The sequence below is a fragment of the Streptomyces sp. NPDC006997 genome (assembly GCF_040635175.1).
Lineage (GTDB): Bacteria > Actinomycetota > Actinomycetes > Streptomycetales > Streptomycetaceae > Streptomyces.
Map to the genome: position 1 here is coordinate 258,486 of NZ_JBEYHH010000002.1, position 25,140 is coordinate 283,625.

The following is a 25,140-nucleotide window of genomic DNA, read 5'->3' on the forward strand; positions in this document are numbered from 1 at the left end:
AAACATGACCACCGAGCCAGAGACCGACCCCGCGACCGACGACGAACGGGTGGCCGTGGGGACGGCCGCCGTCTGTGCCGACCCGGACGCCATCCGCGAGGCCCTGCTCGACACGTTCGCCGACGCCGGACCACTCGACGACGCGCTCCGGGCGATCGGCGCGCGGGACGCCACGGCAGCGGCCGCACTCGACGTGCTGCACGCGGCCCTCCAGGCCACCGGAGACCCGCGCGGCCTGTTCGGCAGGCTCCGCGCGGGCAGGCCGGACGCCGTCGGCCCGCTGGGCATACCGTCGACCGGATCGGCGGGCGCGGCGTACTACTGCCCCGACGACCGCTGCGCCCGCACCTGGCTGCCAGGCCTCGGCGACATACCGCGCTGCACCCTCACCGGCGCGCTCCTGCGCCGCAAGCCCCACTAACCGGCATGATCTCCGGTTTCCTCTCCGAACTCGGCAAGAAGTTCGCCGAGCGCTGGTTCACCCTGCTGGTGCTGCCGGGCGCGCTGTACCTGGCGGTCGCGACGGCGGCCCGCACACTCGGACACTGCCACGCCCTGGACGTGCCGTACCTGGCACGGCGTATCACTGACTGGGCGGCCAGTCCGGACGCCGACACGGTAGGTGGCCAGGTGGTGCTGCTGGCCGGTGTGCTGGGCGGCTCCGCCACGGCCGGGATCCTCGCGCAGGCCCTGGGCGCCACGGTGGAGCGGACGGCCCTGGCGGCGGGCTGGCGCGACCTGCGCTGCACCTGGCTGCGCGAACGCGTGGCGGGGCGGGTCGATGCCCGACGCGCTCGCTGGACGACGGCGGCCCGCGCATGGCACCGCCAGCAAGCCGCCCTGATCACCGCCCGATCACTGCGGCGCCCTGTCGACAACACCGCTGTCCTGGCCGCGCGCCGCACGATGGACGCCATCGCCCTGGAGTCCCCGGACCGGCCCACCTGGTGCGGGGACAGGCTCAACGCCGTCGCGGTACGTTTGCGCCGCGACCTCGGCTTCGACCTGGCCGTCTGCTGGCCCGGCCTGTGGCTGACCCTCCCGGACACCGACCGCGACGCGTTGACCGAGGCCCGCCGTGCCGTGGAGCGCGCCACGGCGCTCGCGGCCTGGGCGGTGCTCTACACCCCTCTCGTGGTGTGGTGGTGGCCCGCCCTCCCCCTGGGTCTCACCCTCGCCCTCCTCTCCCGCCGCCGCACCCGCGCCGCGACCGACGCCTACGCCCAACTCACCGAAGCCGTCAGCCGCCTCCACCTGCGCGCCCTGGGTGACCACCTCGGCCTGGACCCCACCGTCCCCGCCCACGAACTCGGCCCTCTGATCACCGCCCGCCTGGAACCCTCCGGGCCACCCCGCCCGTGACCCTTTTCCGCCCTTGCGGCTGCGCGCGTTCACCTCGGCCACCCGCGCCTGAAGCAGTTCGGCCGCCGTGAGCGCCTCGACGCGGCGGCATCAGGGGGGCGGAGCTGGACCAGCAGGTCACGGCGCGAATGGGACGGCGGGAAGTGCTGGAGGGGGAGGACGCGCCGCCGTTCCGGACGATCCTGTCCGGCCGGACGCGGCGGGCGGGGTCAGGGCGGGTGGTCAGGGTCGCCTCGCCGTAGACGACCGTGGCCGAGCCGGACGGCTGGCCCGTTGCCGTCGGGTCCGAATGGACGGCCCGGACGTCTCTGCCCCCGGCCGTGGTGAGCGTGCTCAGCGCCGCCACCGCCGCCGGGTCGCGGTCCACCCCGGTGTACGCGGCCGGGGAGCGGGCCAGCGTCAGGCGGGCCGTGGCGCCCTGGCCAGCGGCGAGTTCCAGGACGCGGTCGCCTGGGCCGAGGGCCAGCGCGTCCAGCAGCCAGCGGGTCAGCTCCACGCCGCCGGGCCGCAGGACGTGCTTGCCGAGGCGGGCCAGCAGCCAGTGGCCGGGCATGAGCGCGGTGTCCGGATCGTCGGCCGGAAGGATCAGGGAGCCGGTCACAGCAGGCCACTCCAGTAGTCCCAGAAACGGGTGCCGACCAGGACCACGATCACGCCGTACCAGCCGGACAGGATCAGCCAGTGGTTCTCCCGTACCGTCCTGCCGACACGGCCCCTGAAGTTGTGCAGGGTCACGTACCAGAACAGGGCGATCGTGACCACCCACACCACCGCGCAGTACGGGCACAGGCGGTTGAGGGAGTACAGCGACTGCCAGATCAGCCAGTGCACGAAGACCACCGCCGCCAGCGCCCCGGCGTTCAGCGCCAGCCACAGCGCCCGGTGCAGCCGGGATCCCGTCACCACCGCCACGCCCAGCGCGACGACCACGGCGAACGCCGCCAGGCCCAGCAGCATGTTGGGGAAGCCGAGCAGGTTGCCCTGCGGGCTCTCCATCGCCGTACCGCAGCCGATCACCGGGTTGATGTCGCAGGACGGGCGGTAGGCGGGGTCCCGCAGGACGCGCCAGTCGTCGATCGTGAGGCGGAGGGACGCCAGCCAGCCGACCAGGCCCGTCACCGTCATCAGCCAGCCGGTGCGCCGCCCCGGCCCGGCGGCGGCGCCCAGCGTCCTCATGCGGCGCGGCCGTGCTGCCGTGCTCGGTCCCTCGTGGTGCTGGGGGTGCTCGCCCGGCGCCGGTAGACGACGTACGGGCGGGCCAGGTAGCCGACCGGCGCGCTCCACACGTGCACGAGCCGGGTGAACGGCCAGGCCGCGAAGAGCAGGCACGCGGTCAGCGCGTGCAGCTGGAACAGCAGCGGCGCGCCCGCCATGGCCTCCGGCTCCGGCTGGAGCGTGAACAGGCCCCGGAACCAGACGGAGACGGTGGAGCGGTAGTCGTAGCCGCCGCCGAACACGTTGTGCGCGGCGGTCGCGGTGATGCCGAGCAGTACCGTCGCCGAGAGGAGGGGGAAGAGGAGCTTGTCGCTGCGGTCGGTGCCGAGGCGGATGCGGGGGGTCAGCAGGCGGCGGGCGCAGAGCATCCCGAGCCCGGCCACCATCGCGACCCCGGCGACCGAGCCCGCCCACACCGCCGTGGTGTGGTAGGCGTGCTCGGTGATGCCGACCGCCTCGGTCCAGGACGCCGGGACGGCGAGGCCCACCACGTGACCGGCGATCACCATGAACGCGCCGACGTGGAACAGCGGGCTGCCGTAGCGCAGCCAGCGGTGTTCGAGGAGCTGGGTGGTGCGGGAGGTCCAGCCGAACTGGTCCTGGCGGTAGCGCCACACGTGCCCGACCGCGAACACGGCGAGGCAGATGTAGGGCACCGCGACCCACAGCAGCAGGTCGGCGCCGCTCGCGGCGGAGAGGGTGGCGGTTTCTGCGGCGCTCATCGAGGGCCTTCCAGAGATGACGGGGGCGACGGGAGGGTCAGAGGCGGCATCAGCGTCGGCGGGGCCTGGTCCGGCGGCACGAACGCGTCCGGCGGCGCGAACTCGCCCGACCCGTACGGGTCCATGCCGACGTCCTCGTTCGGCGGACCCTGCGCGGCCAGCTCGGCGACCGCCGCCAGGTCGGCCTCGGTGGGCGGGGGCAGCAGGGTGATCAGCGCGCCGATGACGTGCCGGTACGGGGAGTCCGTGTCCGTCAGCGCCCGGTGGATCAGTTCGATGCCGCGCCGGTGCTGGCGCAGCGGCGCCTCACCGGCGCGCGGTCCGGCCAGCGCGGCGTACTCCAGCACCACCGGCAGGTGGTCGGGGAGTTCGCCGCCGTCGGTGTCCCAGCCGGTGGCGCGGTAGCGCTGGGCCAGGGTGAGCAGGGCCATGCCGCGGCGGCGGGTGTCGCCGTGCAGGTAGTACGTCAGGTAGAGGCTGCTCTTGCGGCGCAGGTCGAACATCTCGACGTAGTGCCGCTCCAGCGCGTCCGGCTCCTCCTCGGCGAACCAGCGCAGGAACTGTGCGAGTTCCGTCGCGGCCTGAGACGGCGGCAGCGCCTCGACCGTCGCCGTCAGCACCGGGCGGGCCGCGGCCAGCGCGTCGTCGGGGTACTGGAGCAGCAGCGACATCAGCCGCAGCTGGAGGGCGCGGGTCTCCTCCTGCTCGGGGGTGAGCGGTTTGGCGTCCCGGTGCGGGCGGCGCAGGGCCGCCTTCACGCGGGTGCGGACGATGCCGGGCACGGTGGTCGGCAGCGGGCTCATGAGGTCTCTCCGGTGGAGGCGCGGCGCAGGGTCGGGATGCCGAGCATCACGCGGCGGCCGTCGGTGGGCTGCGGGTCGCCGGAGGTCTCCACGGGGCAGCGGTCCTCCATCGCGGACAGCGCCGCCGCGTCCTCCTTGTGCGCGGCCGGGACGACGTACCGGTCCTCGTACTTGGCGACGGCGAGCAGCCGGTGCAGGTCCTCCGCCTCCCGGGCGGTCATCCCGACCGCCTTGACGACGGTCTCGTCGCCGGGCTCACCGAGGGTGCGTTCGCGCATGTACGAGCGGAGCGCGGTCAGCTTCATCAGCACGCCGCCCACGACGTCCGTGTCCCCGGCGGTGAACAGCTCCGCCAGGTACTCCAGCGGGATGCGCAGCCGGGTGACGGCGGCGAAGACGTGGTCCGGGTCGTCCTGGTTGCCGCCCGCGCTGGTCACCGCGTCCAGGACGGGGGAGAGCGGCGGCACGTACCAGACCATCGGCAGGGTGCGGTACTCCGGGTGCAGCGGCAGCGCCACCTTGTACTGGGACACCAGGGCGTAGACGGGGGAGCGGCGGGCGGCGTCCAGCCAGTCCTCCGGGATGCCGGACTCGCGGGCCGCGGCGATCACGGCGGGGTCGTGCGGGTCGAGGAAGACGTCGCGCTGGGCGTCCAGCAGGTCCTTCTCGTCCGGCGTCGCCGCCGCCTCGCCCACCCGGTCGGCGTCGTAGAGGAGCAGTCCGAGGTAGCGCAGCCGTCCCACGCAGGTCTCCGAGCAGACCGTGGGCTGTCCGGCCTCGATGCGCGGGAAGCAGAACGTGCACTTCTCCGCCTTGCCGGTGGCGTGGTTGACGTACACCTTCTTGTACGGGCACGCCGTCACGCACATCCGCCAGCCGCGGCACTTGTCCTGGTCGACCAGGACGATGCCGTCCTCGACCCGCTTGTACATCGCGCCGGACGGGCAGGCGGAGACGCAGGCCGGGTTGAGGCAGTGCTCGCAGAGCCGGGGGAGGTGGAACAGGAAGGTCTGCTCGAACTCGAACTTGACCTTCTGGGCCCACTCACCGCTCAGGTTGGGGTCGCCGCCCGCGTTCTCGGGCGCGCCGCCCAGGCCGTCCTCCCAGTTGGCGCCCCAGGTGATGGCGGTGGGCTTGCCGGTGAGGACGGAGCGGGGGCGGGCGACGGGGACGTCCTTGCCCGCGGGGGCGCTGACGAGGTTGTCGTAGTCGTAGGTGACCGGCTCGTAGTAGTCCTCCAGGGAGGGCAGGTCCGGGTTGGAGAACAGCGACAGCAGGCGCCGTACCCGGCCGCCGGAGCGCAGGACCAGGCGGCCCTTCCTGTCCAGCGTCCAGCCGCCCTTCCACTGCTCCTGGTCCTCGTAGCGGCGCGGGTAGCCCACGCCGGGCTTGGTCTCGACGTTGTTGAACCAGGCGTACTCGACGCCGGTGCGGTTGGTCCACGTCTGCTTGCAGGTGACCGAGCAGGTGTGGCAGCCGATGCACTTGTCGAGGTTCATGACCATCGCGATTTGCGCCATCACGCGCATGTCAGTACTCCACGTCCTGCGAGCGGCGGCGGATGACCGTGACCTCGTCTCGCTGGTTTCCGGTCGGGCCGTAGTAGTTGAAGGCGTAGGTGAACTGGGCGTAGCCGCCCGCCAGGTGCGTGGGTTTGAGCAGCAGCCTGGTCAGCGAGTTGTGGATGCCGCCGCGCCTGCCGGTGACCTCGGTCTTCGGCACGTTCACGTTGCGGTCCTGGGCGTGGTACATGTACACCGTGCCCTCGGGCATCCGGTGCGTGACCACCGCCCGCGCCGCGACGACGCCGTTGCGGTTGTACGCCTCGATCCACTCGTTGTCCCTGACGCCCACCTTCTCGGCGTCGGCGACGGACATCCAGATGGTGGGGCCGCCCCGGGACAGGTCGAGCATGTACTTGTTGTCCTGGTAGTTCGAGTGGATGGACCACTTCGAGTGCGGGGTCAGGTAGCGGACGGTGACCTCCGCCCGGTCCCGGTCGTGGAACTGCTCGTCGCCGTAGTGGCGGGGCGTGTTGAGCGGCGGCCGGTAGACGGGGAGCTGCTCGCCCAGCTCGTTGATCCAGTCGTGCTGCACGTAGAAGTGCTGGCGGCCGGTGAGCGTGTGCCAGGGCTTGAGGTGCTCGACGTTGATGACGAACGGCGAGTAGCGGCGGCCCCCGGTCTCCGAGCCCGACCACTCGTACGACGTCATGACGGCCCGGGGCTGGGTGCGGGTGTCGGCGAAGGTGATCCGCTCGGCCTCCCGCTCGGAGGCGAGTTCCACCAGGCCCTCGCTGCCGGTCTGCCGCTCCAGCTCCCGGAAGCCCTCGGTGGCCAGTCGGCCGTTGGTGGTGCCGGAGAGGGCGAGGATCGCCTCGCACATGTGGGTGGCGGTCGCCAGCGACGGGCGTCCGGCGGCGATGCCGTCGCGGACCGTGCCGTTGCGGTGGCGCAGCTCCTCGATCTCCTGGTCCGGGTGGACCGTGACGCCCTTGGTGGTCGTGCCGAGCTTGTCGAGCAGCGGGCCGACCGCGCGGATCTTCTGGGCCACGGCGGCGAAGTCCCGCTCGATGACGACGAGCTTCGGCATGGTCTTGCCCGGGACGGGCTCGCACTCGCCGGTCTTCCAGTCCCGTACGACGCCGCCCGGCTGGGCGAGTTCGTCCGGGGTGTCGTGCAGCAGCGGCACGGCGAGGACGTCGGTGCGGGTGCCGAGGTGGTCGGCGGCCAGCTCGCTGAACCGGTCGGCGATGGTGAGGAAGGTGTCGTAGTCGGTGCGGGCCTGCCAGGGCGGCGCGATGGCCGGGGTGAAGGCGTGCACGAAGGGGTGCATGTCCGTGGACGACAGGTCGTCCTTCTCGTACCAGGTGGCCGCCGGGAGGACCACGTCGGACATCAGGCTGGTCGACGTCATCCGGAAGTCCATGGTGACCAGCAGGTCGAGCTTGCCGTCGGGCGCCTCGTCCCGCCACACCACGTCCTGCGGACGCCCCTCGGGCGGGGTCTCCGCGGAGCGGACGGCGGCGTCGGTGCCGAGCAGGTGGCGCAGGAAGTACTCGTTGCCCTTGCCGGAGGAGCCGAGCAGGTTGGCCCGCCACACGGTGAGCACGCGCGGGAAGTTGGCCGGGTCGTCGGGGTCCTCGGCCGCGAACCTCAGGTTGCCCGACTTCAGCTCGTCGACGATGTGCTCGGGGACGCTCTTGCCCCGCTCGGCCGCCTCGTCGGTGAGGTCGAGCGGGTTGCGGTTGAAGCCCGGGTGGCCCGGGGTCCAGCCGAGGCGGACCGCCTGCGCCAGCACGTCGGCGGTGGCCTTGCCGGCGAACCGGCCCTCGCCCAGCGGCGACGCCAGCTCGTCCGGCCCGAACGCCTCGTACCGCCACTGGTCGGTGTTGAGGTACCAGTACGAGGTGCCCGCCATGTGCCGGGTCGGGCGCTGCCAGTCGAAGGCGAACGCCAGGTGCTGGAGGCCGGTGATCGGGCGGATCTTCTCCTGCCCGACGTAGTGCGCCCAGCCGCCGCCGTTGACGCCCTGGCAGCCGGTCATCGTCACCAGCGCGAGGAACGCGCGGTAGATGGTGTCCGAGTGGAACCAGTGGTTGGTGCCCGCGCCGAGCGCGATCATCGACCGGCCGTTGGTCCGCTCCGCGTTGCGCGCGAACTCCCGCCCGATCCGCGCCGCCTGCTCGGCGGGCACGGAGGTGACGGTCTCCTGCCAGGCCGGGGTGTACGGCTGCGAGGCGTCGTCGTACGACGTCGGCCACACGCCGGGCAACCCCGGCCGGGCGACGCCGTACTGCGCCAGCATCAGGTCGAAGACGGTGGTGACGAGGCGCCCGCCGATCCGGCGGACGGGCACCCCGCGCACCATCGTGGAGCCGCCCTCGGTCGCGCCCTCGTCGAAGCGCGGCAGGGTGACCTCGACGGTCTCCTCGGCGCGCTCCAGCAGGCTCAGCTCCGGGACGGTGTCGCCGAGTCCAAGGTTCCAGCGGCCCTGCTCGGCCTCTCCCCACCGGAAGCCGAGGGAGCCGTTGGGCACCACGGGGTCGCCCGTAACCGCGTCCACCAGGACGGTCTTGAACTCGGCGTGCTCCTCTTCACGGCCCAGGTCGGCCGCGGTCAGGAACCCGTCGGGGACGTGGCTCTCGCCGCGCTCCTTCAGGGCGACCAGGAACGGCGCGTCGGTGAACTTGCGCAGGTAGTCCTGGAAGTACGGCACCTCGCGGTCGACCAGGAACTCCCTGAGGATCACATGGCCCATCGCCATCGCCAGCGCGCCGTCGGTGCCCGGGTGCGGGGCCATCCACTCGTCGGCGTGCTTGACGTTGTCGGCGTAGTCGGGGCTGACCGCGACGATCTTGGTGCCGTTGTAGCGGGTCTCGGTGAGGAAGTGCGCGTCCGGCGTACGGGTCACGGGGATGTTCGAGCCCCACATGATCAGGTAACCGGCGTTCCACCAGTCCGCCGCCTCCGGCACGTCCGTCTGGTCGCCGAAGACCTGCGGCGAGGCGATCGGCAGGTCCGCGTACCAGTCGTAGAACGACAGCAGGGTGCCGCCGATCAGCGACATGAACCGGGCGCCCGAGGCGAACGACGCCATCGACATCGCGGGGATCGGGGAGAACCCGGCGACCCGGTCGGGGCCGTACTCCTTCACCGTGTGCACATGGGCCGCGGCGACCAGCTCGGACACCTCGTCCCAGTCGGCGCGCACCAGGCCGCCCTTGCCGCGGGCCCGCTTGTACGCCCGCGCCTTCGCCGGGTCACCGGTGATCTCGGCCCACGCCGCCACCGGGTCGCCCAGCCTGCGGCGGGCCTCCCGCCACAGCTTCAGCAGGGCGCCGCGCACATACGGGTAGCGGACCCGGCTGGGGGAGTACGTGTACCAGGAGAACGACGCCCCGCGGGGGCAGCCGCGCGGCTCGTACTCGGGACAGTCCGAGCCGATCGACGGGTAGTCGGTGGCCTGGTGCTCCCAGGTGATGATCCCGTCCTTGACGTACACCATCCACGAGCAGGAGCCGGTGCAGTTCACGCCGTGCGTGGAGCGCACCACCTTGTCGTGGGCCCATCGGTCGCGGTAGAAACCCTCCCACTTCCCGTCGTTCTCACCGAAGACCGCGCGTCCGTCGGCCGAGGTCTCGCGGCGCGTCAGCAGCCGCCGGGCCGCCAGCGGCCAGTCCTGGGTGGCGCCCGACTGCCTGGGTCGTGCGTTCTGGTCGTTCTCCATGAGGGAAGACGGTAGGTTCCGGGGGCGTTCCCGAACTGGGGCCGAAGGTCCCTGGTCGGGCGACCTACCGGCCCGATCACGGGCCCGGAGAAGGGGCCCTCCGGGCCTTTGCGGGTGAGGGTGCTCACACGGGTCACGCGAACAGGTCGGTGCTGAGGTAGCGCTCGCCCGTGTCCGGCAGGACGACGACGACCAGGGCCCCCGCGTGCCGGGGGTCGCGGGCGACGGCCGCGGCGGCGTGCAGGGCGGCGCCGCCGGAGACCCCGGCGAGGATGCCCTCGCGGCGGGCCAGTTGACGGGCCGCCGTCTGGGCCTCCGTCAGGGACACCCGTCTGACCGCGTCGTACACGGAGGTGTCCAGGACGTCCGGGACGAAACCGGCGCCGAGGCCCTGGACGCGGTGCGGGCCCGGGTCGCCGCCGGACAGCACGGCCGACTCCGCCGGTTCCACGGCCACGACGGTGACCTCCGGCTTCTTCTCCTTCAGGACCTGTCCGACGCCGGTGACCGTGCCGCCGGTGCCGACCCCGGCCACCAGGACGTCGACCGCGCCCTCGGTGTCCTGCCAGATCTCCTGCGCGGTGGTGCGGCGGTGGGCGTCCGGGTTGGCCGGGTTGCGGAACTGCTGCGGCATGAACCAGCCGTTGGCCTCGGCCATCTCGGCGGCCCGCTCGACGGCGCCCCGCATCCCGGCCGAGGCCGGGGTGAGGACCAGGTCCGCCCCGTACGCCCGCAGCAGCGCCCGGCGCTCCACGCTCATGCTCTCCGGCATCGTGAACATCACCGGGTGGCCCAGGGCGGCGGCCACCATGGCGAGCCCGATGCCGGTGTTGCCGCTGGTCGGCTCGACGATCCGCTGACCGGGGCGGAGGGCGCCGCTGTCCCGGGCGTCCTCGATCATCGCCAGGGCGATGCGGTCCTTGACGCTGCCGCCGGGGTTCGCCGACTCCAGCTTGGCCACCAGCCGCGCCGGGAGTCCCTCACCGAAGCGGCGCAGCTCCACCAGGGGGGTACGGCCGATCAACGCGGTCACGGAGGGGTGTATCGAGGTCATGGTCTGTCCTTCTGCGGAGGGGGTGCGGGGGTTGCTTCGGTTGGTGGGTGGCCAGCGGGGAGCGGACCGTGGAGTGCGCCGGGACGTCCCGCAGGACCAGGGAGTGGGCGCCGACGAGCGTGTCGTGGCCGATGTGCACGGGGCCGAGGACCGTGGCGCCGACGCCGAGCACCACCCGGTCGCCGACGCTGGGGTGGCGGCGCGCGGTGGGCGTGTCCGTCCACCAGCCGGTGCCGCCGAGGGTGACCCGGTGGTACAGCATCACGTCGTCGCCGACGACGGCCGTCTCGCCGATCACCACGCCCATGCCGTGGTCGATGAAGCACCGGCGGCCGATCACCGCCCCCGGGTGGATCTCGACGCCGGTCAGCGACCGGACCGACTGCGACAGCAGCCGGGGCAGGAACGGCAGGCCGAGCCGGTGCAGCCGGTGCGCGACCCGGTGCGACCAGATGGCCCACAGCCCCGGGTACAGCAGCACCTCGACACGCCGGGCGCCCCGCAGCGCCGGGTCCTTGGCACAGGCGGTACGGAGATCTTCGAGGAACATACGCGTCCTTCTGCGGGCACAGCTGCGGGCAGTCGTACCGCCGGCGCGGCACGGGCGGGCGCGGGGCGCACCAGGCAGCACCGGGGCACGCGACCCACCGTCAGGAAGAAGAAGAGGGCGTCACACACGCCGCCCTGGGGCGTGTGGCGAACACGCCCTAGCGGACGCGACATCGCGGCAGCGCCCACCCGCCGCCGCGGCGGAGCGGTCGCCGCGCGCGCGGACCGGGAAGAAGGGGCAGGCCGCCGTAGTCCATGGGTCGCGACGCTAGGCAGCGGCCCCACCCGCCCGCTTGGGCCGACCAGCCCCACCCGCCGCGCCGTTGGACCCTGTCCGGGCCCGGACGCGGGGGACCGGTGGGCGTGGACGCGGGGACCGTCCGGCCCACGTCCCCGCCACCGCCGTACGACAAGACTGTTCCCGACCGGCCGGGAGCTGACGCCACGACCGCCGCACGGCCGCCGGGCCCCGTCTTCTCTGCCCGGGGTCGCGGCCCGCGGGGCGCGCCCCCGGCACGGTCACCGTCCGGCCCCCCGACTGACACGGCCGGACACCCGTCCGCCACGCCCCACCCCGGCGCCTGGCCCGCCCCGGCCACAGCCGCCGGTTCCCTCCGGGGCGTGGCGGACAAGATCCCACGCGCGGCATCCCCCGTGCCGGACCCCGCGCACGGCCTCCCCCCGCACCCACCCCTTCACCCCGGCCGGTCCGCACCGGCCGTGACCCACTGGAGACGACCTCGATGAGCGCACTGACCCTCGCGTCGGCCCCCGAGGACGCCACGGCCCTGGAGGCCGCCGAGGCGCACCACGCGCGCCTGGCCGGGGAACTGGCCGGACGCGTCGCGCTGCTGCTCACCGCCATGGGCCGGGACCACGCCGCCGCCGAGCGGCTGCACGCCGGGCTCGTCGCCTTCTGCGACCGTGAGCTGCTGCCGCACGCGGCGGCCAAGGAGGCCGTGCTCTACCCGGTCGCCCGGCGCCTGCCCGACACCCGGCTGCTCATCGAGGGCCTGGTCGGCGAGGACCGCTGTCTGAGCGCGCTCGTCGAGGCGCTCCGGAACACCGGCGACCTCGCCCTCGCCGCCGCCGAGGCCCGCGCGCTCCAGGTCCTCTTCGAGGAACACCTGGCCAAGGAGAACGGCCTGGTCCTGCCGCTGCTCGCGGCGGCCCCGGACGTCCCGCTGCCCGCCCTGCTCGCGGACGTCCACGCACGTACCGCTCCACCCGGCGCCCCCACGGACGCCACCCCCCGCACGAAAGCCGAGGACATGACCGACGACCCCACCAACCAGGACGGCTGCGGCTGCGGAGGCTGCGGCTGCGGCGCGCGGGAGACCGGCGACCCCGAACTCGACGTACGGACCGTTCCGCACGCCGTCCGCCACGCCACCGTCTTCAGCACGCTGGACGCCCTCCCCGTGGACGCCGCCCTGGTGCTGGTCGCCTCCCACGACCCGCTGCCGCTGCTCGCGCAGCTGGAGGAGCGCCGCCCCGGCGTGTTCCTGACCGAGTACCTGGAGCGCGGCCCCGAGTCCTGGCGGCTGCGCTTCACCCACCGGGCCGCCCTCGGCGTCGTCGAGGTGACGTCGTGAGCGCCACCCGGAGCCGGAACGGCGCGCTGGCCACCCTGGTCGGCGCGGGACTGCTCGCGGCGGGGCCGGTGATGCTCTGGCGCGCCGCCGGCGGACGCCGGGAGATCCGCGGCGAACTCGCCGCCCAGAAGATCGCGTTCCCGACCCGCGGACTGCCCGCCCACCTGACCCGGCACGCGGGCGCGGCCGTGCGGACCGGCCCGCAGGCACACGCCTACGCCGAGCTGATCAAGGACCATGTCGCCAAGGCGACCGGCGGACGCACCTACGCCGAGGTGACCGAGGAACTCCACGCCACCGGCGGCGACGACGAGAAGCTGACCCAGCTGCGGCAGACCGCGTTCATGGGCGAGACGCTGCGCGCCTCCCTGCTCTCCGCCTACCAGGCGTGGGAGATCACCACCCTGGTCGCGGGCCTGGGCGCCGCGTTCACCGGGGTCGGCGCGGTGACCCTGGCCACCGCGCGGGCCCTGCGCGGGCCCCGCGCCTGACCCGCCCCCCACGAGGCGGCCGACGAGGGACCTTCGGCCCCTCGCCAAGGGCTCATCGGCCGCCGCGCCGGGCCCCTCCGATGCCGGAGGCTGATCCACGACCGACCCGGAGGAGCCTTTCCGTGTACGACCGCAACCCGCGCCCCAGCGGCTGTCTGCCCCGGCACTCCCCGCGACGGGCGCCGTACCGGCTCCGGGCCGGTCACCGTCCGGCCGCCCACCTCGTCTGCCCGGCCTCCCGGGCGGCCGGACGCACCCACCACACCCACGTCACGCGGTGGCACCGGTGAACGCCGTCCGGGCCATCCGCCGCCAGCACCAGGACGTCGCCGAGAAGCCGTTCATCGTCATCTGGGAGTCCACCCGGGCCTGCCCGCTGGCCTGTCTGCACTGCCGCGCCGAGGCCGTCCCCGACCGGGACCCGCGCGAGCTGGACACCGCCGCCGCGAAGGACCTGCTCCACCAGGTCGCCGCGTTCGGACACCCCGCCCCCCTCTTCGTCATCACCGGCGGCGACCCCTTCCAACGCCCCGACCTCCTCGAACTCATCGCGTACGGCGGTCAGGCGGGCGTCCGCGTCGCCGTCTCGCCGTCCGGCACGCCCACCCTCACCGCCGAGCGCCTGCGCGAGGTGCACGAGGCGGGCGCCGTCGGCCTCTCCCTCAGCCTCGACGGCTCCACCGCCGAACTCCACGACGGCTTCCGCGGCGTGCCCGGCGTCTACCGCTGGACCCTCGACGCCTGGGACGCCGCCCGCGCCCTCGGCATGAAGGTGCAGATCAACACCACCGTCAACCGGCGCAACCTGCACGACCTGCCCGACGTGGTCCGCCTGGTCCACGAGCACGGCGCGATGCTGTGGAGCGCCTTCTTCCTGGTGCCCACCGGCCGCGGCCGACAACTCGGGGTGCTCACCGCGGAAGAGGCCGAGGACGTCCTCAACTTCGTCTACGACGTCGGCCTGACCGTCCCCGCCAAGACCACCGAGGGACACCACTTCCGCCGCGTCGCCCTCCAGCGCAAGATCCTCGCCGACCTCGGCGAGGACCACGTGAGCGCGCTCGAACTCGGGCCGTTGTACCGGGAGTTGCGGTGGCGCGCCGCCGACCTCGGCCTCGACAGCGGCGGCCGACGCGCCCGCAGGCCCCCGCTGGACGTCAACGCCGGACGCGGCTTCGTCTTCGTCTCGCACACCGGCACCGTCCACCCCAGCGGCTTCCTCCCGCTCGGCGCGGGCAACGTGCGCCGCACCCCGCTGCCGGAGATCTACCGCACCTCCGAGCTGTTCACCGGGCTGCGCGACGCCGACCGGCTGGGCGGCAAGTGCGGGGCCTGCGAGTTCCGCCGGGTCTGCGGCGGCTCCCGGTCCCGCGCCTACGGCGTCACGGGCGACCCGTACGCCGAGGAGCCCTGGTGCGGCTACCGCCCCGGGAGCTTCCCCCACCAGCGGGAGCTGGCGGCCCTCCTGGCCGCGGGCCCACCGCCGCCCCAAGGAGCCACGTGACCGGCAAGCCCCTCGACCTCGCGCCACCGCCCGCCCGCCCCGGCGGGTTCCGGCCGGCCGGCGTGAAGACCCGTCACCTGCGCGCCCACGTCCTCGTCGTGGGCTGGCTGGCGCTGGCCCTGGTGGCCGCCCTCGCCCAGCCGCGGCTGCCCCTCGCCCGCTGGCTGGCGATCCACCTGTTCCTGCTCGGCGCCGCCACCACCGCCATCGTCATCTGGAGCGAGCACTTCGCCACCGCGCTGCTGCACGCCGCGTACCCCGACGCACGCTGGAGCACCGCCCGGCTGGCCGCCGTCAACACCGCCGTCGCCGGACTGCTCACCGGCGTCTGGGCCGACCTGCCGGTGCTCACCGGCGCCGCCTGCGCCCTGCTCGTCGCCGCCGTCACCGCCCACCTGGTGGTGCTGGCCCGGATGGGCCGCGGCGCGCTCGGCGGACGGCTCGCCCCCGTCGTCGGCTTCTACCGCGCCGCCACCGCGGCCCTGCTCGGCGGGGCGGTACTGGGCTGGCTGCTGGCCTCCGGGCACGCCGGAACCGGCGCGTACGCCGGGCTGCGGCTCGCCCACGTCCACCTCACCCTGCTCGGCTGGATCGGCCTGCCCGTGCTGGGCACCCTGTTCATGCTCTGGCCGACCGCGCTGGGCGTCCGGATGGCCGACCGCACCCCGAGGGTCGTCCGGCGCGTGCTGGTCCTCACCGGCACCGGTCTCCTCGTCGCCGTCGTCGCGCTGGCGGGCGGCTGGCGCTGGGCGGCGGTGGCCGGGATCGCCGGGTACGCCGCCGGACTGGCCGTCGCCGTCGACCTGCTCGCCCGTACGGTACGCGGCCGCGAGCCCGTCTCCGTGGCGGCGGTCTGGACGCTGGCCGCGTCCGTCGGCTGGCTCTGCGTGGGCGTCGCCGTGGACGCGGCCGTCCTGGCCGCGCGGCCGCTCGCCGAGGCGCAGGACGGCGTGGCGGACCTGGTGCCGGTGCTGCTCGTCGGCTTCGTCGCCCAGGTGCTCATCGGGGCGCTGACGCATCTGCTGCCCGTCGTGCTCGGCGCGGGACCGCAGGACCGCGGCGCGCTGCGGGCGGTCCTGGAACGGGGCTGGCCGCTGCGGCTGACGGCGCTCAACGCGGGCGTCGCCCTGCTGGCGCTGCCCGGCCCGTCCGGCTCGACGGGCCTGGTCCTGGCGGCGCTCGCGGGCGGCGCGTTCGCCGTCCTCACCGCCACGGTCCTGGTCCGCGCGGTACGCGGCGCGGGCACCGCGGTGTCCACGCGGCTGCCGGTACTGCTGGGCACGGCGGCCGGGGCGGTGCTGACCGTCCTCGCGGTCGTGGTCGCCAACAGCGGCGGCGCCGGCGGCCCCTCGTCCGTCGCCGCGGGCGCGCACGGCGGCACCACCGCCACCCGCACCGTCGATGTCACCCTGGCCGACATGCGCGTACGGCCCAGTCGTATCGAGGTCACCGAAGGCACCGCCCTGCGCCTGAAGGTCACCAACGACGACGCCCAGCGCCACGACCTCAAGGTCGAGGACGGCCCCGCCACCCCGCTGCTCTCCCGCGGCCAGTCCCGCACCCTCGACCTCGGCCCCGTCACCGCCGACCGCCAGGCCTGGTGCACGGTGCCGGGCCACCGCGCGGCCGGGATGACCCTGGACATCGTGGTGAAGGACGCCGGCACCGCGGCGCACACCGACGGCCACGCCGACGGGCACGCCGCCCTGGCCGACAGCGGCACCGGCCTCGACCTCGGCGCCGACTTCACCGGCGGCTGGCGGGCCCGCGACGCGGCACTCGCCCCCGCGCCCGGCGGCACCGTCCACCAGGTCACCCTGCGCGCCGCGCACACTGACGTCGAGGTGGCACCCGGCGTCACCCAGCAGATGTGGACCTTCGGCGGCACCGCACCCGGCCCCACCCTGCGCGGCAGGGTCGGCGACGTCTTCGAGGTGACGCTCGTCAACGCCGACCAGGGCATGGGCCACGGCATCGACTTCCACGCCGGGTCCCTCGCCCCCGACGCGCCCATGCGCACCCTCCAGCCCGGCGAGAGCCTCGTCTACCGGTTCCGCGCCGAACGGGCGGGCGCCTGGCTCTACCACTGCTCCACCGCGCCGATGCTCCAGCACATCGGCAACGGCATGTACGGCGCCGTGATCATCGACCCGCCCGGCCTGGCCGAGGTCGACCACGAGTACGTCCTCGTCTCCTCCGAGCTGTACCTGGGCACCCCCGGCTCCCCCGCCCAGGTGGAGAAGATGCGCGAGGGCACGCCGGACGCGTGGGCGTTCAACGGCGTCGCCGCGCAGTACGCCAAGCAGCCGCTGAAGGTGGGGGCGGGGGAGCGGGCCCGCTTCTGGGTGGTGTCCGCCGGACCCTCCGACGGCATCGCCTTCCACGTCGTCGGCACCGTCTTCGACACCGTCTACAAGGAGGGCGCCTACCTCCTCAAGCCCGACCAGCCCGGCGGCTCGCAGGTCCTCGACCTGGCCCCGGCGCAGGGCGGCTTCGTGGAGACGACGTTCCCCGAGGCGGGCCACTACTCCTTCGTCGACCACGACATGCGCCACGCCGGGTCCGGCGCGCACGGCGTCGTGGAGGTGAGCCGGTGATGGACACCGTCACCTGGTGGTCGGTGGTGCGCTTCCTGCACGTCGCCGGGGCCGCCCTGTGGGTCGGCGGGCAGCTCGCGCTGTCCCTGGTGGTCCTGCCGCTGGCCCGCAGGATCCTCGCCCCCGACGCGAAGGACCGCTTCACCGCCGAGGCGGGCCGCCGGTTCGGCCTGCTGACCGGCGCGCTGTTCCTGCCCGTACAGCTCGGCACCGGCTGGGCCATGGCCGTCCACAAGGGCGTCACCTGGTCCTCCCTCGCCGACCCCGGCTACGGCCGCGCCCTCGCCACCAAACTCGCCCTGTTCGTCCTGGTCATGCTCGCCGCGGCCGGACACGGCCTCGCCCACGCCAAGGGCCGCCCCGCCCTGGCCAAGTCGCTGGCCGTGGCGTCCCTGGTGGGCTCCCTGGGCGTCGTACTCCTGGCCACGGCGCTGCCCGCGACGTGAGGCGAGCCCTTGGGACCCCGGGCCGGGGCCGGACGGCCCTCGCACCGGACGGTGCCCGCGGCGGACGCTTGACGTCGAAGGACACAGCTAGGGAGTCACCATGCAGCAGACCCGGGAGATAGACGCCACCGTGCTGGAGACGCTGCTCGCCGCGGCCGTGGCGGCGCCGTCGATCCACAACACCCAGCCGTGGCGGTTCGGCATGGAACCGGACACCAGGACCGTCACGGTGCGCGTCGACCGACGGCGGGCGCTGCCGCTGATCGACCCCGACCGGCGTGCCCAGTACCTGTCCGTGGGCGCCGCGGTCTTCAACCTCCGGGTCGCCGTGGCCCACCTCGGCTGGGAGCCGGTGGTCCGGCTGCTGCCCGACCACCGCGACCCCGACCTGCTGGCGACCGTGCAGCTCGCCACCGCCGTGGAGGGCCCGCCGGACTACACGGCGCTGTACCCGGCCATCGCCCGGCGGCACACCAGCAGGCTGCCGTTCACCGGCCGCCCGGTGCCCGAGCCCGTCGTGATGGACATGGCCGCCGCCGCCCGGGCCGAGGGCGCCCGGCTCTACTTCCCCGACATCAGCGGCACCCGCAGGCTGCTGCGGCTCACCGCGGCGGCGGAGGCCCGCAACCGCACCCTCCCCGAGCGCGCCGCCGAGGCCCGCACCTGGATCACGCCCCCCGACCCCGACCAGCACTACGGCATCCCGGTCACCGCCCTCGGCCCCCAGGACCGGGCGGGACGGATGCCGATGCGGGACTTCACCGGCCCGCTGCGCACACTGCGGCTACCCGCGCTGCCCTTCGAGCGGCACGTCCAGCTGGGCCTGCTGTGGACCCCGAGGGACCGGGCCGAGGACTGGCTGCGGGCCGGGCAGGGGCTGGAGCGGGTCCTGCTGACGGCGACCGCGCACGGCGTGCGCACCTCGATGCTGCACCAGGCGATGGAGTGGTCCGACCTGCGGGCCGGAGCCCGCCTCCCGCAGCGCCGCTGCGCCCCCCACGGCATCATCCGCTTCGGCTACGGCCCCGAGGGCGCCCCCACCCCACGCGCCGAACCCCAGCCCGAGGTGCCGGACGCGACGCCCCCGGTGCTCCCCGGGTGAGAAACGCCGGACGGGGGGCGGCGGTACCCGCACCGCCCCCCGTCCGTCCCCCCTCGGATGTCGGCTCAGTCCCCCTCGGCCGCGGTGATCTCCCGCCCCGTGACCAGCCCCGGCTCCACGCGGAGGAAGACGCCGTTCCGGTCGGCCACCCAGGAGCGCGGCCCGGTGCGGGTCAGGCGTTCGTGTTCCGCGGGGTCCGTGACCAGGTCGGCACGGCCGGTGACGACCACGCTCCAGCCGCTCTGCGTCTCGGCGTCGAAGTCGTCGACCTCGAAGGCCACCACGACGCCGTCCACGGCCCGCACCAGGTCGGAGCCCGGCGCGGTGCGCAGCACCACGGAGCCGTCGGTGTCCAGGGAGAAGTTGACGGGGAGCACCGCGGGCAGTGCCTGCCTGGTGTAGACGATGCGACCCACCGGGGCCTTGGCCAGCAGGCGCAGACACTCCTGCTGGTCGAGGGCGCGGAAGCGGTTGTTGCCGAACATCCGTCAACCATCCCTGGTGGGACCGGCCCGGTGTTAGGGCCCAACGGCCCTGATCCGGCCGCCGAGGGTCGTGATACCGCGCCCACGGCTCGACGTTTCGGCGATGGCCCGCCGGGTGACGCGGAGCCCGGGAGGAAGCCGACCCGGGCACGGTCCCGGGAAACCCGGGACCGCCGGGCCCGCCGATGAGGACCGTTAGGCCCACCCGGGCAGACCACCGCGGCGCCGATATTTGCGGAAGGCCGCCGGTGAGCACACCGCCGCCGGGCGGCCCGCGGCCCCGGCACCCGTACTCGGGGACGTCCACTGCGAACAGGAAGGAACGGACGGATGCTCCAGCCGTCTGTAAAGCAGAGCGAGGCACCGGCAGGAGCCGTGTCCCGGCAGGCCTGGCTGATGCTGACACTGGCCACGGTCGGTTTCGCCATCAACTTCTGGGCGTGGGCGCTGCTCAGCCCGCTCGGCCCGCGCTTCAAGGAGTCCCTCGACCTCTCCTCGTTCGAGCAGTCCCTCCTGGTGGCGGTGCCCGTGATCGTCGGCTCGCTCGGCCGGATCCCGGTCGGCGCGCTGACCGACCGGTTCGGCGGCCGGGTGATGTTCCCGATCGTCTCCGCGGTCACCATCGTCCCCGTCCTCTTCATCGGCCTCGCCGGTCACGAGTCGCTGGCCGCGCTGCTGGTCGGCGGCTTCTTCCTCGGCATCAGCGGCACCTCCTTCGCCGTGGGCGTGCCCGTGGTCAGCGCCTGGTTCCCGCCCGAGCGGCGCGGTCTGGCGATCGGCGTCTTCGGCGTCGGCATGGGCGGCACCGCCATCAGCGCCCTGACCACGGTGAAGCTGGTCGACGCGCACGGGATGCGCACCCCCTTCCTGATCACGGCCGCCGTCCTCGCGGTCTTCGCGGTGGTCTCCGCGCTGCTGCTGCGGGACGCGCCCGACCGCACCGTGCCCACCGAGCCGCTGGCCCACCGCCTCGCCGCCACCCTGCGCCTCGGCGTGACCTGGCAGGCGTCCGCGCTGTACGCGGTCGCGTTCGGCGGCTACGTCGCCTTCTCCGTCTACCTGCCCACCTACCTCAAGACCGGCTACGGCCTGGAGCAGGCGGACGCCGCCAACCGCATGGCCGGGTTCGTGCTGCTGGCGGTCGCCATGCGGCCGGTCGGCGGCTGGCTGTCGGACCGCATGGGCGCGGTCCGGGTGCTCGGCGGCTCGCTGGCCGTGGTGGTCGCCGGGGCCCTCGTCCAGTCCCTGACCCCGTCCCTCGCCCCGGTCGGCACGATCGCCTTCCTCGCCATGGCCGCCGCGCTCGGCGCGGCCAGCGGCGCCGTGTTCGCGCTGGTCGCCCTGCTCGCCCCGGCGAACAAGGTCGGCTCGGTCACCGGTGTCGTCGGCGCCGCGGGCGGCCTGGGCGGCTTCGTGCCGCCGCTGGTGATGGGCGCCCTGTACGGCGCGCTCAGCAGCTACGCGATCGGTCTGCTGCTGCTCGCCGCGGTCGCGGCGGCGGCGCTCGCCTTCACCGGCACCGGGGTGCGGCAGGCCGTCGCCCGGCGCCAGGTGCCCGTTCCGTCCCACTGAGACCCGGGGGAGAGCACACCATGTGCGAGTACTGCGGCTGCCAGTCCCTGACCACGATCGACGAACTCACCCAGGAGCACGACACGGTCGTCCGGCTCATCGCCCAGGTGCGTGACGCCCACCGGGACGGTCACGTCACGCGCATGGCGGAGCTGGCCCGGCGCATCACCGCGGTACTGGTGCCGCACACCCAGGTGGAGGAGGGCGGACTGTTCCCGGCGATGGCCGGCGAGTTCCCCGAGCAGATCGCCGCCCTGGAGGCCGAGCACCGCCGGATCGAGGCGGTGCTGGCCGAGGCGGAGGGACCGTTCCTCGCCGACCCGACCTGGCCGGTACGGCTGATCGACACCCTCGACCTGCTGCGCGAGCACATCCTCAAGGAGCAGGACGGCGTCTTCCCCGCCGCCCTGGCGTTCCTGGAGCCCGAGCAGTGGGAGGAGGTGGAGGCGGTCCGCGCCCGCGTGGGCAGCGCCGTACCCCAGCCCTCCCCCTGATCCGCCCTCCGCCCTCCGCTCCCGCACCACCGTCCGCCCGGCGCGTCCTCCGCGCCGGGCGGACGCGTCTGCCGTGCGCACCCCCGGCGGACGGGGTACGGATGGGGTGACCCGGGTGTCGAGAGGTCCCGATGGGGTAGCAGCACCCGAAGTGGGCATCCGACAGGGTCGTGCAGGCCAGGGAAGGGGCGGCGTCGTGGCCACCGAGACCGGACCGGCGTCAGGCGGACGACGAGCGGGCATGGACGGCGACCTCGCGGACGCCCTGGTCCGCTCCCGCCGCTTCTTCGGCAGGGCCGAGGTCTCCGACGACCTGCGCACCCTGCGTAAGAGCGGCGGACGGCAGGCCGACGACTTCTACCGGGACCGCTGGTCGCACGACAAGGTGGTCCGCTCCACGCACGGCGTGAACTGCACCGGCTCCTGCTCCTGGAAGGTGTACGTCAAGGACGGCATCATCACCTGGGAGGCGCAGCAGACCGACTACCCCTCCGTCGGCCCGGACCGCCCCGAGTACGAGCCGCGCGGCTGCCCGCGCGGTGCGGCGTTCTCCTGGTACACGTACTCCCCGACCCGGGTCCGCTACCCGTACGTGCGCGGCGAGCTGCTGCGCATGTACCGCGAGGCGAGGCAGCGCCTCGGCGACCCGGTGGCGGCCTGGGCGGACATCGTCTCCGACCCGGAGCGCTCCCGCCGCTACAAGGCGGTGCGCGGCAAGGGCGGCCTGGTCCGGGCGAGCTGGGAGGAGGCCGTCGAACTGGTCGCCGCCGCCCATGTGCACACCATCAGGGAGTACGGCCCGGACCGGCTGGCGGGCTTCTCCCCGATCCCGGCGATGTCGATGGTGTCGCACGCCGCGGGCGCCCGCTTCTACTCCCTGCTCGGCGGCGTGATGCTGTCGTTCTACGACTGGTACGCGGACCTGCCGGTCGCCTCCCCGCAGGTGTTCGGCGACCAGACCGACGTACCGGAGTCGGGCGACTGGTGGGACGCGGGCTACCTGATCATGTGGGGTTCCAACCTGCCGGTGACCCGCACCCCCGACGCGCACTGGATGGCGGAGGCCCGCTACCGGGGCCAGAAGGTGATCGCGGTCAGCCCCGACTACGCGGACAACGTGAAGTTCGCCGACGAGTGGCTGCCCGCGCAGCCCGGCACCGACGGGGCGCTGGCGATGGCGATGGGGCACGTCATCCTCAGGGAGTTCTTCGTCGACCGGACCACCCCGTACTTCACCGGCTACGTCAAACGCTTCACCGACCTGCCCTTCCTCGTCACCCTCGACGAACGCGAGCCGGGCACCTACACGCCGGGCAAGTTCCTCACCGCCGCAGACCTGGGCGGGCAGCAGGAGCACGCCGAGTTCCGGACCGTCCTGCTGGACGCGGCCACCGGCGCGCCCGTCGTCCCCAACGGCACGCTCGGGGACCGCTTCTCCGACGCCGGCGCCGGGAAGTGGAACCTCGACCTCGGCGACACCGACCCGCTGCTGTCCGCCGAGGGCGCCGCCGAGGCGCCGGTCACCGTGGAACTGCCGCGCTTCGACGCCCCGGACGGAGCGGCGGACCGCGTCACGCGCGGGGTGCCGGTGCGCCGGGTCGGCGGACGTCTGGTGACCACCGTCTACGACCTCCTGCTCGCCCAGTACGGCGTCGCCCGCCCGGGACTCCCCGGCCGCTGGCCCGCCTCGTACGACGACGCCTCCGAGCCCTGCACCCCGGCCTGGCAGGAGACCGTCACCGGCGTCCCGGCGGCGAAGGCGGCGCGGATCGCGCGGGAGTTCGCCGCCAACGCCGAGGAGTCCCGCGGCCGTTCGATGATCATCATGGGCGCGGGCACCAACCACTGGTTCCACTCCGACACCATCTACCGCGCCTTCCTCACCCTCACCACCCTCACCGGCTGCCAGGGCGTCAACGGCGGCGGCTGGGCGCACTACGTCGGCCAGGAGAAGGTCCGCCCCCTCACCGGCTACTCCGCGATCGCGACCGCCGCCGACTGGAACCGCCCGGCCCGGCAGATGATCCAGACGGCCTACTGGTACCTGCACAGCGACCAGTTCCGCTACGACCCGTTCTCCGCCGACACCCTCGCCGCCCGGCCCGGTGCCGACGGCGGCGGCCCCTTCGCCGGGAAGACCACCGCCGACGTCATCGCCCAGTCGGCCCGCCTCGGCTGGATGCCGTCGTACCCGACCTTCGACCGCAACCCGCTCGACCTCGCCGCCGAGGCGGAGGCGGCCGGGCGCCCGGTCGGCGAGCACGTGGTGGAGGAGCTGAAGGCGAAGCGGCTCCGGTTCGCCTGCGAGGACCCCGACGCCCCGGAGAACTTCCCGCGCGTGCTCACCGTGTGGCGGGCCAACCTGCTGGGCTCCTCCGCCAAGGGCAACGAGTACTTCCTCAGGCACCTGCTCGGCACCGACTCCAACCTGCGCGCCACCGAGGCGCCCCCCGACGCCCGCCCCCGGGACGTGGTCTGGCGGGACGAGGCACCGGTCGGCAAGCTCGACCTGCTGCTCACCCTCGACTTCCGGATGACCAGTACCACCGTCTACTCCGACGTCGTCCTCCCGGCCGCCACCTGGTACGAGAAGCACGACCTGTCCTCCACCGACATGCACCCCTACGTGCACGCCTTCAACCCGGCGATCTCCCCGCCCTGGCAGACCCGCACCGACTTCGACGCCTTCCACACCCTCGCCGCCGAGTTCAGCCGCCAGGCCGCCGACCACCTCGGCATCCGCACCGACGTGGTCGCCGCCCCGCTGCTGCACGACACCCCCGACGAACTCGCCACGCCGCACGGCAGGGTCCGCGATTGGCAGGCGGGCGAGTGCGAGCCCGTGCCCGGCCGCACCCTGCCGAAGCTGGTCACCGTGGAGCGCGACTACGCCGCCGTCGCCGAGAAGATGGCCGCCCTCGGCCCCCTCCTGGACACCCTCGGCGCCACCACCAAGGGCGTCACCTTCAAGCTCGACCGCGAGCTGGAGTACCTGCGCCACAAGAACGGCACCACCCGCGGCAGGGTCAACGCCGGGCGCCCGTCGATCGCCCGGGACACCCAGGTCTGCGAGGCGATCCTCGCCCTGTCCGGCACCACCAACGGCCACCTCGCCACCCAGGGCTTCCACACCCTGGAGGCCCGCACCGGCACCGCGCTGGCCGACCTCGCCGCCGAACACGAGGGCAAGCGGATCACCTTCGCGGACACCCAGGCCGCGCCCGTCCCGGTCATCACCTCACCCGAGTGGTCCGGCTCGGAGACCGGCGGACGCCGGTACTCCCCGTTCACCGTCAACGTCGAGCGCGACAAGCCCTGGCACACCCTCACCGGCCGCCAGCACTTCTACCTCGACCACGACTGGATGGCCGCCCTCGGCGAACAGCTCCCCGTCTACCGTCCCCCGCTGCACATGGACGCCCTCTTCGGCGAACCGCGCGTCGGCGACACCGGCGAGCTGGGGGTCACCGTGCGCTACCTGACCCCGCACAACAAGTGGTCCATCCACTCCGAGTACCAGGACAACCTGTTCATGCTCTCGCTGTCCCGGGGCGGGCCCACGATCTGGATGTCCACCCAGGACGCCGCGAAGATCGGCGTCCACGACAACGACTGGATCGAGGCCGTCAACCGCAACGGCGTCGTCGCCGCCCGCGCCGTCGTCTCGCACCGGATGCCCGAGGGCACCGTCTACATGCACCACGCCCAGGACCGCCTCATCGACGTCCCCCGCACCGAGACCACCGGCAGGCGCGGCGGCATCCACAACTCCCTCACCCGGCTCCTCATCAAACCGAGCCACCTCATCGGCGGCTACGCGCAGTTGTCGTACGCCTTCAACTACCTGGGCCCGACCGGCAACCAGCGCGACGAGGTCACCGTCATCCGCCGCCGTACCAACCAGGACGTGGAGTACTGAC

General features: G+C 73.8%; 20 protein-coding genes and 1 pseudogene. 13 read left to right on the plus strand and 8 right to left on the minus strand.

The window, feature by feature from the left end; genetic code table 11:
* The first annotated feature begins 4 nt into the window (after positions 1 to 4).
* From ABZ659_RS02810 to ABZ659_RS02820, 3 genes and pseudogenes are all read left to right on the plus strand, one after another.
* Complete coding sequence (locus tag ABZ659_RS02810; RefSeq protein ID WP_360212685.1) at positions 5 to 421, plus strand: hypothetical protein; 417 nt, start codon at positions 5 to 7, stop codon at positions 419 to 421.
* Positions 422 to 426: 5 nt separating this feature from the next.
* Positions 427 to 1,362 (plus strand): hypothetical protein, encoded by a 936-nt coding sequence (locus ABZ659_RS02815; protein ID WP_360212687.1) that lies wholly within the window; start codon positions 427 to 429, stop codon positions 1,360 to 1,362.
* An 83-nt stretch (positions 1,363 to 1,445) separates the two neighbouring features.
* Positions 1,446 to 1,550: pseudogene (locus ABZ659_RS02820) on the plus strand (XRE family transcriptional regulator); the annotation flags it as partial.
* Positions 1,551 to 1,959: 409 nt separating this feature from the next.
* Here ABZ659_RS02820 and ABZ659_RS02825 read toward each other — a convergent pair.
* The 7 genes from ABZ659_RS02825 to epsC form a co-directional block, all read right to left on the minus strand.
* A complete protein-coding gene (locus tag ABZ659_RS02825; protein ID WP_360212689.1) occupies positions 1,960 to 2,538 on the minus strand; it encodes a vitamin K epoxide reductase family protein in 579 nt (192 codons plus the stop codon).
* Positions 2,535 to 3,299, minus strand: coding sequence for a respiratory nitrate reductase subunit gamma (gene narI / locus ABZ659_RS02830; protein WP_360212691.1), 765 nt, complete (start codon positions 3,297 to 3,299; stop codon positions 2,535 to 2,537). Before narI ends, ABZ659_RS02825 begins: the two co-directional genes overlap by 4 nt.
* The gene (gene narJ, locus ABZ659_RS02835) at positions 3,296 to 4,102 is read right to left on the minus strand and encodes a nitrate reductase molybdenum cofactor assembly chaperone (RefSeq protein WP_360212693.1); all 807 of its coding nucleotides are present in this window, start codon (positions 4,100 to 4,102) and stop codon (positions 3,296 to 3,298) included. Before narJ ends, narI begins: the two co-directional genes overlap by 4 nt.
* A complete protein-coding gene (narH, locus tag ABZ659_RS02840; RefSeq protein WP_360212695.1) occupies positions 4,099 to 5,631 on the minus strand; it encodes a nitrate reductase subunit beta in 1,533 nt (510 codons plus the stop codon). Before narH ends, narJ begins: the two co-directional genes overlap by 4 nt.
* Before the next feature lies 1 nt (position 5,632).
* The gene (locus ABZ659_RS02845; RefSeq protein ID WP_360212697.1) at positions 5,633 to 9,331 is read right to left on the minus strand and encodes a nitrate reductase subunit alpha; all 3,699 of its coding nucleotides are present in this window, start codon (positions 9,329 to 9,331) and stop codon (positions 5,633 to 5,635) included.
* A 133-nt stretch (positions 9,332 to 9,464) separates the two neighbouring features.
* Entirely contained in the window at positions 9,465 to 10,385 is a 921-nt protein-coding gene (gene cysK / locus ABZ659_RS02850; RefSeq protein ID WP_360212699.1) for a cysteine synthase A, read from the minus strand.
* Complete coding sequence (gene epsC, locus ABZ659_RS02855) at positions 10,312 to 10,935, minus strand: serine O-acetyltransferase EpsC (RefSeq protein WP_360212701.1); 624 nt, start codon at positions 10,933 to 10,935, stop codon at positions 10,312 to 10,314. Before epsC ends, cysK begins: the two co-directional genes overlap by 74 nt.
* Positions 10,936 to 11,677: 742 nt before the next feature.
* Here epsC and ABZ659_RS02860 point away from each other — a divergent pair.
* The 7 genes from ABZ659_RS02860 (at position 11,678) to ABZ659_RS02890 (ending at position 18,669) form a co-directional block, all read left to right on the plus strand.
* The gene (locus ABZ659_RS02860) at positions 11,678 to 12,529 is read left to right on the plus strand and encodes a DUF2249 domain-containing protein (RefSeq protein WP_360212703.1); all 852 of its coding nucleotides are present in this window, start codon (positions 11,678 to 11,680) and stop codon (positions 12,527 to 12,529) included.
* Positions 12,526 to 13,020 (plus strand): hypothetical protein, encoded by a 495-nt coding sequence (locus tag ABZ659_RS02865; protein ID WP_360212705.1) that lies wholly within the window; start codon positions 12,526 to 12,528, stop codon positions 13,018 to 13,020. The genes ABZ659_RS02860 and ABZ659_RS02865 overlap by 4 nt, the downstream gene beginning before the upstream one ends.
* Positions 13,021 to 13,142: 122 nt before the next feature.
* Positions 13,143 to 13,310, plus strand: coding sequence for a hypothetical protein (locus ABZ659_RS02870; RefSeq protein ID WP_360212707.1), 168 nt, complete (start codon positions 13,143 to 13,145; stop codon positions 13,308 to 13,310).
* On the plus strand, positions 13,307 to 14,524 hold the full coding sequence (locus tag ABZ659_RS02875; protein WP_360212709.1) for a TIGR04053 family radical SAM/SPASM domain-containing protein: 1,218 nt from the start codon (positions 13,307 to 13,309) through the stop codon (positions 14,522 to 14,524). Before ABZ659_RS02870 ends, ABZ659_RS02875 begins: the two co-directional genes overlap by 4 nt.
* Positions 14,521 to 17,121 (plus strand): multicopper oxidase domain-containing protein, encoded by a 2,601-nt coding sequence (locus tag ABZ659_RS02880; protein WP_360212711.1) that lies wholly within the window; start codon positions 14,521 to 14,523, stop codon positions 17,119 to 17,121. The genes ABZ659_RS02875 and ABZ659_RS02880 overlap by 4 nt, the downstream gene beginning before the upstream one ends.
* Positions 17,121 to 17,567, plus strand: a complete 447-nt coding sequence (locus ABZ659_RS02885; RefSeq protein WP_360212713.1) for a hypothetical protein — start codon at positions 17,121 to 17,123, stop codon at positions 17,565 to 17,567. The genes ABZ659_RS02880 and ABZ659_RS02885 overlap by 1 nt, the downstream gene beginning before the upstream one ends.
* A gap of 100 nt (positions 17,568 to 17,667) precedes the next feature.
* Complete coding sequence (locus ABZ659_RS02890; protein WP_360212715.1) at positions 17,668 to 18,669, plus strand: nitroreductase family protein; 1,002 nt, start codon at positions 17,668 to 17,670, stop codon at positions 18,667 to 18,669.
* Between the two features lie 65 nt (positions 18,670 to 18,734).
* On the opposite strand, the gene ABZ659_RS02895 is transcribed toward ABZ659_RS02890, so the two are convergent.
* Positions 18,735 to 19,154 carry a pyridoxamine 5'-phosphate oxidase family protein gene (locus ABZ659_RS02895; RefSeq protein WP_360212717.1) on the minus strand — a complete coding sequence of 140 codons (420 nt, stop codon included), beginning with the start codon at positions 19,152 to 19,154 and terminating at the stop codon, positions 18,735 to 18,737.
* Between the two features lie 330 nt (positions 19,155 to 19,484).
* Here ABZ659_RS02895 and ABZ659_RS02900 point away from each other — a divergent pair, with 330 nt between their 5' ends.
* The 3 genes from ABZ659_RS02900 (at position 19,485) to ABZ659_RS02910 (ending at position 25,139) form a co-directional block, all read left to right on the plus strand.
* Positions 19,485 to 20,726, plus strand: coding sequence for a NarK/NasA family nitrate transporter (locus ABZ659_RS02900; protein ID WP_360212719.1), 1,242 nt, complete (start codon positions 19,485 to 19,487; stop codon positions 20,724 to 20,726).
* A 20-nt stretch (positions 20,727 to 20,746) separates the two neighbouring features.
* The gene (locus tag ABZ659_RS02905) at positions 20,747 to 21,220 is read left to right on the plus strand and encodes a hemerythrin domain-containing protein (protein WP_360212721.1); all 474 of its coding nucleotides are present in this window, start codon (positions 20,747 to 20,749) and stop codon (positions 21,218 to 21,220) included.
* Positions 21,221 to 21,461: 241 nt separating this feature from the next.
* A complete protein-coding gene (locus ABZ659_RS02910; RefSeq protein ID WP_360212830.1) occupies positions 21,462 to 25,139 on the plus strand; it encodes a nitrate reductase subunit alpha in 3,678 nt (1,225 codons plus the stop codon).
* The last annotated feature ends 1 nt before the right edge of the window (position 25,140 follow it).